The organism is Thermogemmatispora sp. (genome assembly GCF_019683755.1).
GTDB lineage: Bacteria > Chloroflexota > Ktedonobacteria > Ktedonobacterales > Ktedonobacteraceae > Thermogemmatispora.
The window spans coordinates 1-7,594 of the sequence record NZ_JADGHT010000230.1; the positions used below are offsets into that span (position 1 = coordinate 1).

At 57.3% G+C, this 7,594-nt stretch carries 4 protein-coding genes, 1 tRNA gene and 2 pseudogenes; 2 read left to right on the plus strand and 5 right to left on the minus strand.

What is annotated here, in order from left to right; translation table 11 throughout:
* The 3 genes from IRZ24_RS14080 to rdgB all read right to left on the minus strand — a co-directional run.
* Positions 1-457, minus strand: a 457-nt coding sequence (locus IRZ24_RS14080; RefSeq protein WP_297165314.1) for a tRNA-guanine transglycosylase, incomplete at its 3' end; no start/stop codon positions are given.
* Between the two features lie 84 nt (positions 458-541).
* The gene (locus IRZ24_RS14085) at positions 542-3,781 is read right to left on the minus strand and encodes an exonuclease domain-containing protein (RefSeq protein ID WP_297165316.1); all 3,240 of its coding nucleotides are present in this window, start codon (positions 3,779-3,781) and stop codon (positions 542-544) included.
* A 93-nt stretch (positions 3,782-3,874) separates the two neighbouring features.
* On the minus strand, positions 3,875-4,546 hold the full coding sequence (gene rdgB, locus IRZ24_RS14090) for an RdgB/HAM1 family non-canonical purine NTP pyrophosphatase (protein WP_297165318.1): 672 nt from the start codon (positions 4,544-4,546) through the stop codon (positions 3,875-3,877).
* A 351-nt stretch (positions 4,547-4,897) separates the two neighbouring features.
* Here rdgB and IRZ24_RS19865 point away from each other — a divergent pair.
* Positions 4,898-5,548, plus strand: a pseudogene (locus IRZ24_RS19865) (HD domain-containing phosphohydrolase); the annotation flags it as partial.
* A gap of 88 nt (positions 5,549-5,636) precedes the next feature.
* On the opposite strand, the gene IRZ24_RS14100 reads toward IRZ24_RS19865, so the two are convergent.
* The gene (locus IRZ24_RS14100; RefSeq protein WP_297165323.1) at positions 5,637-6,026 is read right to left on the minus strand and encodes a response regulator; all 390 of its coding nucleotides are present in this window, start codon (positions 6,024-6,026) and stop codon (positions 5,637-5,639) included.
* A 499-nt stretch (positions 6,027-6,525) separates the two neighbouring features.
* On the opposite strand from IRZ24_RS14100, the gene IRZ24_RS14105 reads away from it, so the two are divergent.
* A tRNA-Thr gene (locus tag IRZ24_RS14105) sits at positions 6,526-6,597 on the plus strand.
* A gap of 52 nt (positions 6,598-6,649) precedes the next feature.
* On the opposite strand, the pseudogene IRZ24_RS14110 reads toward IRZ24_RS14105, so the two are convergent.
* A pseudogene (locus IRZ24_RS14110) lies at positions 6,650-7,594 on the minus strand (hypothetical protein); the annotation flags it as partial.

Here is a 7,594-nt window from a genome sequence, read left to right on the forward strand (position 1 = left end):
GTCTGGAAGGTGGCTCATCAACGTGAGTGCAATCGTCCAGACAGATTACCACGTCGCTGCCATAGCTGCTTACCTGTAACTGAATGCTCTTCTCAGGCGTGAGCAAGAAACGCCGCGCCGCCCCCTCTGGCTGAAAGGTCAGTCCCTTCTCTGTCAGGTGACCATAGCGGGCATTCTGACGAATCAAGGAATAGGCTTGAAAGCCCCCTGAATCGGTCACAATTGGACGCCGCCAGCCGCTCAGAGCATGCAAGCCGCCGACAGCCGCCACTGCCGAGGAGCCAGGGCGCTGCATGAGATGAAAGGTATTCATGACAACTGCCCGGACTCCACACTGCTCTAGATCAAGACTGTCGACCGCACGTACTACCCCATGCGTTGCATCAGGCAAAAAGGCTGGCAAAGGCACTGTCCCATGTGGAAGAGCCAGCGCTACACGCTCAGCCGCACTCATCATCGCTCGCCGCTCTCAACATGCTGTTTGCTGCCAGGCCCTGGCATTCTTCAATGCCAGTACGATACCATAGGGCGCGGGCACGGGTCAAGGTAGCCTGGCCCCAGAGCCAGGCGCAAGCCGGTCACCGAGGCCCTCAGAGGTGAGCCAGTCCAGCACAGCATCGGCCATCTGGGCCACACTATCCTGGCGTTGTGAGCAACGTGGCAACGAATGCAGAATCAGCTGCCCGTATTCTTTCGAGATCAGGCGCCGATCAAAGATGATGACGCTATTGCGCTTAGCACTGCTCCAGGCCAGACGATTGAGGGTGCGGCGCAGGCGAAGAGCAGCAACAGGGACTGTCATTTGATGAAGCTGATCAGCATACTGCTCGGCACGCGCCGCCAAAGGAGGATCATTGAGGGCCGGCATGGGCAGCCGCGTGATAAATAGGCAGGACGGCAGCGTCGGTAGCTCCTCAACACCCTCCCAGAAGCCCCCTGCACCAAAAAGCATCACTCGGGGCTGCTCCGCAAAAATCTGCCAGAGCTGGCGCGGCGATCCATCGATTCCATGACCAAGCAAGAGAATGTCACGCGCTTCTAAGGCTGCTTTAATAAAAGAGTACGAACTGCGCAATGCAGCGTGAGAGGTAAATAGAACAAGAATCTGTCCCTCCAAGGCCTCTGCCATTTGCAAAATAGCCTCATCGAGGCGCCGCTGATATTGAGGCATATTCGGCTCAGGAACATCATTCGGGATATATAGCAGCGTCTGTGTACAATGATCGCCTTCTAACGAGTAAGCCGGACAGTTCTCCTCCAGGGCCAGTCGGCCTCGTGCAAAGGAGAAATCGCCGGCGACCGCTAAGGCTACTCCCGCCAAGATTGTGGCCCGCTGGGGATGAAGTAACAGGCGCCGCAACATGGGCGCGATCTGGATCGGCTGTCCATAGAGGGCTGGAGCATGCTCCTGGGCTTGCTCGCCCGAAACAGCAGAAGAACCGGCAGGATCTAAGCCTCGGGGCAGTGGATGGAGCGAGGCAGGCGGAACACGTAGCCAATAGACCATTTCGCCTTCAGCTAAAGCAAAGGCTTGATCTCCCCGTTCCTTTAGGACACGCAGGCGTTGAGCACTGATAGCGAACTCGGCCGCCAGCGCCTCGGTCAACAGTCCTCCTTGCTCCAAACGGGCGCGTCCGCGAGAGCCTGTCAGAAGCAAGCGTTCGGCCTCCTGAGACAGCTCAATTACCGTCTGCAGGTGCTGCGAAAGCTGATGCCAGGCATGAGCAGCCTCATCCCAGCTCTCTAGATTCAACAGAGAGCGTTGGAGGCGCAGGGCTTGATCAAGCCGCTCGGCAAAGCGGGGATTGGGGTTTTGATTACGCGCTGTTGAGGAACGTCCGCGCTCATGGCGTGCACCTTGGTTACTCGCCGGCGTATGCAGAGCCTCATCGAGCAGATGGGTCAAGGCAGCGAAAAAGTGATTGGTAGCCCCACAGGCCTGGCGCAGGGCCTGGAACCACGAGAGCAACCGCATATCCAGCTCGGCACGGGTGATCGTGGCAGAGGGTGCAACGTTCAAGGCACCTCCAACAGTGGTGCCTCCTCCCTCACGCAGGGCTGGTGCTGCCAGCGCCAGCAACCCCTGGTAATGCCCACTCTGTAACTCCATTCCCAGGGTCTGGAGAAGCATGAGCAGGCGGCCCTGACTCAGCTCTATGCCACTGCGCCGGGACCACTCTTCTTCAAGCAGATCAGCATCTAGAATCAGGCGATAGGGGATCTCGCTCAGGAGCGACTGGGCAGAAGATAGATCATCAAGTAGCCCCGCATGGGTGGTTATCACAATCTGCGCGGTACGTGCACGTTCCTCAGCTCGCTGATAGAAACAGTACCCCTTGCGACGATAAGCACAGCGCTCATAAATGCTGCCAAGGCGCTCGTCACTCGCCACGAGGTGCTCTCCTCCCGAACAGATACGCTCCCAGCTAGAGACCTCGTGGGGCAACAGCGTCAGCTCTCCCCGCTCACCGGTCAAGGTCTCCTGGACCCAGAGAGTGAACTTGGCAAAAGCGCGGGCTTCCTCTGAGCGAGGTCCACTTCCTAAGCGTACTTGGGCAGCTCCAAACCAGCGATGCAGGCACAGGTAGCCATCGCGTTCGGCCAGATAGGCCACTGTGAAACGCGTGCCAAGCTGCTCCTGTAAGCGAGGCAAAAGCGTGTCTCTGATGCGATAAGCAGTCTGAGCGGACGCACAGGTAATTAGCAGACGCGGCTCCGGTCGCGCAGTTCCTCCACCCTGTGTGGTCGCATCTTTGAGCCATTCAAGCACAGGGAGCAGGAGAGGTACATAGTCATCACTACCAAGAGTTGTCTCGATTAAAGCTGTTCCAGAGTGAGTCAGCGTCTCATATAGGAAGTGGCGCAAGGCCTCGTAACCGCTGAGCCGTTTACGCTCACACTCTGAGCGCCTAGCCTCGGCCAGAATCAGGAAGTCAGATACGACCTCCGGCGAGAAGAGTGCAGAGGTCGGGGTCCGGGTACTTGCGGCGGGGTCAGCGCTGGACGAAGATAGAGACGAGCGAGCATGCTCAGCCGGAGAGGCCCCAGGCGACACAGGGAGCGGTGGACCGGCACGCGCTACCGCAAATGAGAGCACCCGCGGGTCCATGCCTAGCTGGGCGGCAAAATGCTGGCCAAGGCTGCCCCAGATAGAGCCGCGCTGCAGTCCTTGCTCACGCTGGCGCTCACGCAATTCCTGACGGAAGAATGCCAACAACGGCCAATCGGGCGGCGCATCGAGATGAGCGAGTTCCTCAAGAGCTGCCAGATCAATCGTCTGCAGACGCTCATAGAGAGCCAGGAAGACATGCATAGCCAGTAAGGTATCGGCCATAGCCCGATGGCGCTCTGGCGAGCTAGGAACTCCCAGAAAGCGCGCAACATAGCCCAGGCTGTAGCTCGGCAGCGAGGGGAGCAAGACTGACGCCAGCTCAAAGGTATCGATCAGCTGATTATGATATGCTAATCCCTGGCGCCGCAAGAAGCTGACGTCAAAAGGAATGCTATGTCCGACTATCGGAAAGCTGCCGACAAACTGTTGAAGCTTCCGAGCAATGGCTTCAAACGAAGGCACGCCGATCAATTGCCGGGGGGTGATTCCTGTCAGACGCTGCACCCGATATGGAATAGAGCGTCCCGGAGCCACCAGCGTTTCAAGGCGATCGAGGATTGTCGTGCCCTGGAACTTGACCGCAGCCACTTCGAGGATGGCATCTTGCTCCACATGCAGGCCGGTTGTTTCCAGATCGAGCGCGACCCGGATAGGCGGCTTTCTCCCCATAGGAAATCTTTCTCTCCTGCTTGCTCACTCGCTCTCTTGCCAAACCTGCAGACACATGCACGTAACCCCATCCAGCCCCAAGGGGAGGAGAAGCTAGGGCAAAGAGTCAAGCAGGTCGGCAGAAGTAGCGAAGGGAGGCCAGCTTGCGAGCAGTCTCCGTGCCAGTTGAGCCGCCCTTCCCCGGTGACTGATGCGATGCTTTTCCTCCGGGGACAGCTCGGCTGTGGTCTTCCCAAGCTCAGGAACGAGGAAAATCGGATCATAGCCAAAACCGTTGCTGCCGCGCGGCTCTTCTGCAATCTGGCCTTCTATGACTCCGTCAACTGTGCGGCAGTAACCCCAAGGCTCGGCAATCGCGATGCAGCAGCGGAAACGTGCTGTGCGCCGCTCCGGAGGAAGCCCCTGCAGACGCTGCAAGATAACGCGGAAGCGCTCCTCATAGGGAGTGTCCCGCCCCAGGAAACGAGCGGAATAGACGCCGGGCGCCCCTCCCAGGGCATCGATTTCCAAACCAGAATCGTCAGCCAGCGCTAGCAACCCTGCAGCTTTTGCGTAAGCTTTCGCTTTGAGCTCAGCATTCTCGCGGAAGGTTTGCCCGGTCTCTTCTACCTCCAACGTCAGACCAATATCTGCAGGAGAAACCAAGCGAAAAGGCAGATCCGTGAAAAGCGCCTGCAATTCTTCTAGCTTATCGCGATTCGCAGTCGCGAGTAGCAAGCAGCGCGATTCTTGAGCAGGTTGATCACTCGTTTCACGTTCCTTCATTGACGTTAAATCACTACGGAGCAGACGCAGGTGGGAACAGTCATCTTCTTTGGCGCCGTTAGCGGGAACCGCTTCCCCTCACCCTGAGATCCTGAGAAGGCAAGACCCCTCAGGCCCGTTCGCTCCTTGTCGCAGGCGGATGATCTAAGATTTGATCCCATATTACCATACTGGGGCTGCCTTGTCGAGAGGAGAAAGGGCTGTTAAGCGCGCTGACACCGCCCTCATGGGCCCCACAGTGAGCATGCTGCCTTGCCCATCAACTTTTTCGCTCCTCAAAACGTATCTCTCTTAGAGCGACAAACCTTTCGACAATCGAAGCGATATCTGCCAGGCTGAGCTGGAGAAATGATGAGAGAGAGCACCACGAGACACAGCAGTGCCGCTCTAGGACGAGCGAGGCGGTCCGGGAAGGCAGGGCTTTACCCCGGTTGGCAACAGAACCAGCCTGACAGGGGAAGCCTTCAAACGACTCAGCCGCTGAGAAGCAGTTCAGAATCAGAGGAAACGCGCCAGCGGTTTCCTGATCCTCGTCTGCCAGAGTCGCCACTACCTGCCGGTGGCTTCACCTATCTCCTCCGTGCCTTGCGCGAGTATGATAGCCAGCTATATCATCACTCGTTGCGCGTCTATTTGCTGACGACGCCACTCTTGCAGGCGCTTAAGCTGCCGGCCTACGAAAGTGTCTTGATCGAGCTGGCGGCTCTCTTCCACGACATCGGCAAGCTTGGCCTGCCCACCCAGCTCCTGCATAAAGCGACTGCTTTGACGGCTGAGGAGTTTGCCCTCATCAGAACTCACTGTCTGAAAGGGGCCCTCCTTCTGAGTCGTCTGCAAGCACCCCAGGCATTGGTACGCATTGTCTACCACCATCATGAACGCTGGGATGGTCACGGTTACCCGACTGGACTGGCTGGCGAGGCTATTCCTCTCGGAGCCCGCTTGATCGCTATTTGCGATGCTTTCGCCGTTATGACGAGTGGACGCAGCTATCAAGCTCCCCGCACCCCCCGGCAGGCTCTGATCGAACTGCACCACCACGCTGGTACACAGTTCGACCCTCTCCTGGTTGAGCTTTTCTCTCTCGTCTTCAATATCCGGGAGGAGCTGCATCAGGTAACAACAACGCCATTAGCTGGAGGAGTTCCTCTAAATCAAAGGGCTTGCGCAAGAGATAGATACCGCGACGGCGTAGCTCTTCAAGCGGCAGGTCATCCCAGGCCGTGATCAGCACCGTAGGCACGTTGCGCATGGTCTCGATCTCCTGGAGGCGGTCGTAGAGTTCCAGGCCATGCATGCGCGGCAGCCGATAGTCTAACAAGATCAGCGCTGGCCTCACGTGGGGGGCTGCATACAGCGTTAGCTCACTCTCCCCAATCCACAGCGGGCGATAGTCCGTGCGCTCTAGAATGACCATTTGCAGCAGCTCGCTGACATCACGGTCGTCATCGATGATGAGTACCGTTTTGCTTGGCTTCATAATCCAGCTTGCGACTACTCTAGGCAAAGCTACAAAACAACTTGCGGATGGAATAGGACTTTCTCTTTTCTACTCCTTCGATAGAGACGCACCAGCACCGCAAGAGGTACAGTTCCTTCAGACAGAGAGTACTATTGGTGGCCGTTCTTCGGCCCTTTCCCGATCTTCCTTAGCTCTCCCTCGACCTCGCCCTTACGGTGCTTTCTCTCTGCTCACGGATCTAACAGGCCATCTTTCTCTCGAAGGTGAGGACGCTCACAGCAGATGAAGTGGATAGGGCTAGCAGCAGCCGGTTTGCTGTCTTGCCTTCTCCCTTAGTGAAGCCTGCAGCTTGGGTAGTTGACTCCCGTGCGCACTGATGTCTTGCAGCGCCGTAGCCAAACTGGTGCTTGACAGTAATTCCAGAGGAGGAGTATAATCAACAACAGCAATGCTCCAGTTGGCTGGCTGCGTCTCCCATTGGCCAGGCTGGAGAGTTGCCAGAGTTAACCCAACCTTTGCCGGTGTAGCTCAGTGGTAGAGCAGCGCCCTCGTAATGCGCAGGCCGTCGGTTCGAGTCCGACCACCGGCTCTTTTTTTTAATCACGTGCTTGTGCCTGTGTCCCCATCTGCTCGCCGTCTGCTTATTCGCCACTCAACCCCTGCCAATCAGCCTCACTGGCGGCGAACATGCTGCCAATGGCGGCGATGATGAGGCAGAAGCAGGTCACCCCTCCGATGATATACCACCAGCTACTGTTAGGAATAAGTGCCGGAATCCAGGAGAAGATCAGCGAATCCACAACAGCAAAGAGCGACGAGAGTAGCCCTAAGACTACGCTGCCCCAGAGAATAGGAGCAGGGAAGATTAATTGAGCATGAAACGCCTTCTGATTGCGCAAGGCAAACATAATCAGATTGGCGAAAAGAAAGGAGGCAGAGGTGGCCCAAACGAGTGTCGAAGAGGCCAGCATCACATTGTAGACTTCGGTGGTCAGATCGGCAGGGGAACCAACGTGCACTACGAGAGGAGTTACAATAAAAATGAGTGTGGTGAGCAGCATGGCCACAATTGTCTGAAAGAGGATGGCCCTGGCCGGTATGCGACTGCGGTTGAGGCGCCCCACACCGGCAGGCAAGCGCTGATCAATACCAGCCACTAACAGCAGACGGGCATAACTGCAGTTATAAGCAACAATAGCTGTGAAAAAAAAGATGATCAGACAGACCGCCAGGAGATTGCCGGCCACCTTGCCAAGGCTCAGATCAACAGTGGCCACTAATGCCGGGAGAAGCGCACCGCTGGTCGGCCCTTCGACAACGAGCAGGGCTGCTGTAGCGATCAGATAGCCTAGCAAGACCACCAGTGGCCCCCAGCAGAGATGGCGCGTCACCACTCGGCGGTGCTTTACCTCTCCAGCCATGTTGAGGGGAGTCTCAGCTCCCAGATAGGCCAGGATGACTAGACCGAAGGTGGCGATATTCCCTCCACCTGGCTCTAGGGTGGGAAGCCAGGCCTGAATATCGCCAAAGTTACTCAGGGGAGCATGCCCGCTAAGGAGCCACCAGCCCGCCGCTCCCCCCCGCAG

What these genes read in the sequence shown, in the direction of transcription:
- IRZ24_RS14100 (WP_297165323.1), bottom strand. Translation starts at nt 6,026, where the DNA reads ATGAAGCCAAGCAAAACGGTACTCATCATCGATGACGACCGTGATGTC.
- rdgB (WP_297165318.1), bottom strand. Translation starts at nt 4,546, where the DNA reads ATGAAGGAACGTGAAACGAGTGATCAACCTGCTCAAGAATCGCGCTGC.
- IRZ24_RS14085 (WP_297165316.1), bottom strand. Translation starts at nt 3,781, where the DNA reads ATGGGGAGAAAGCCGCCTATCCGGGTCGCGCTCGATCTGGAAACAACC.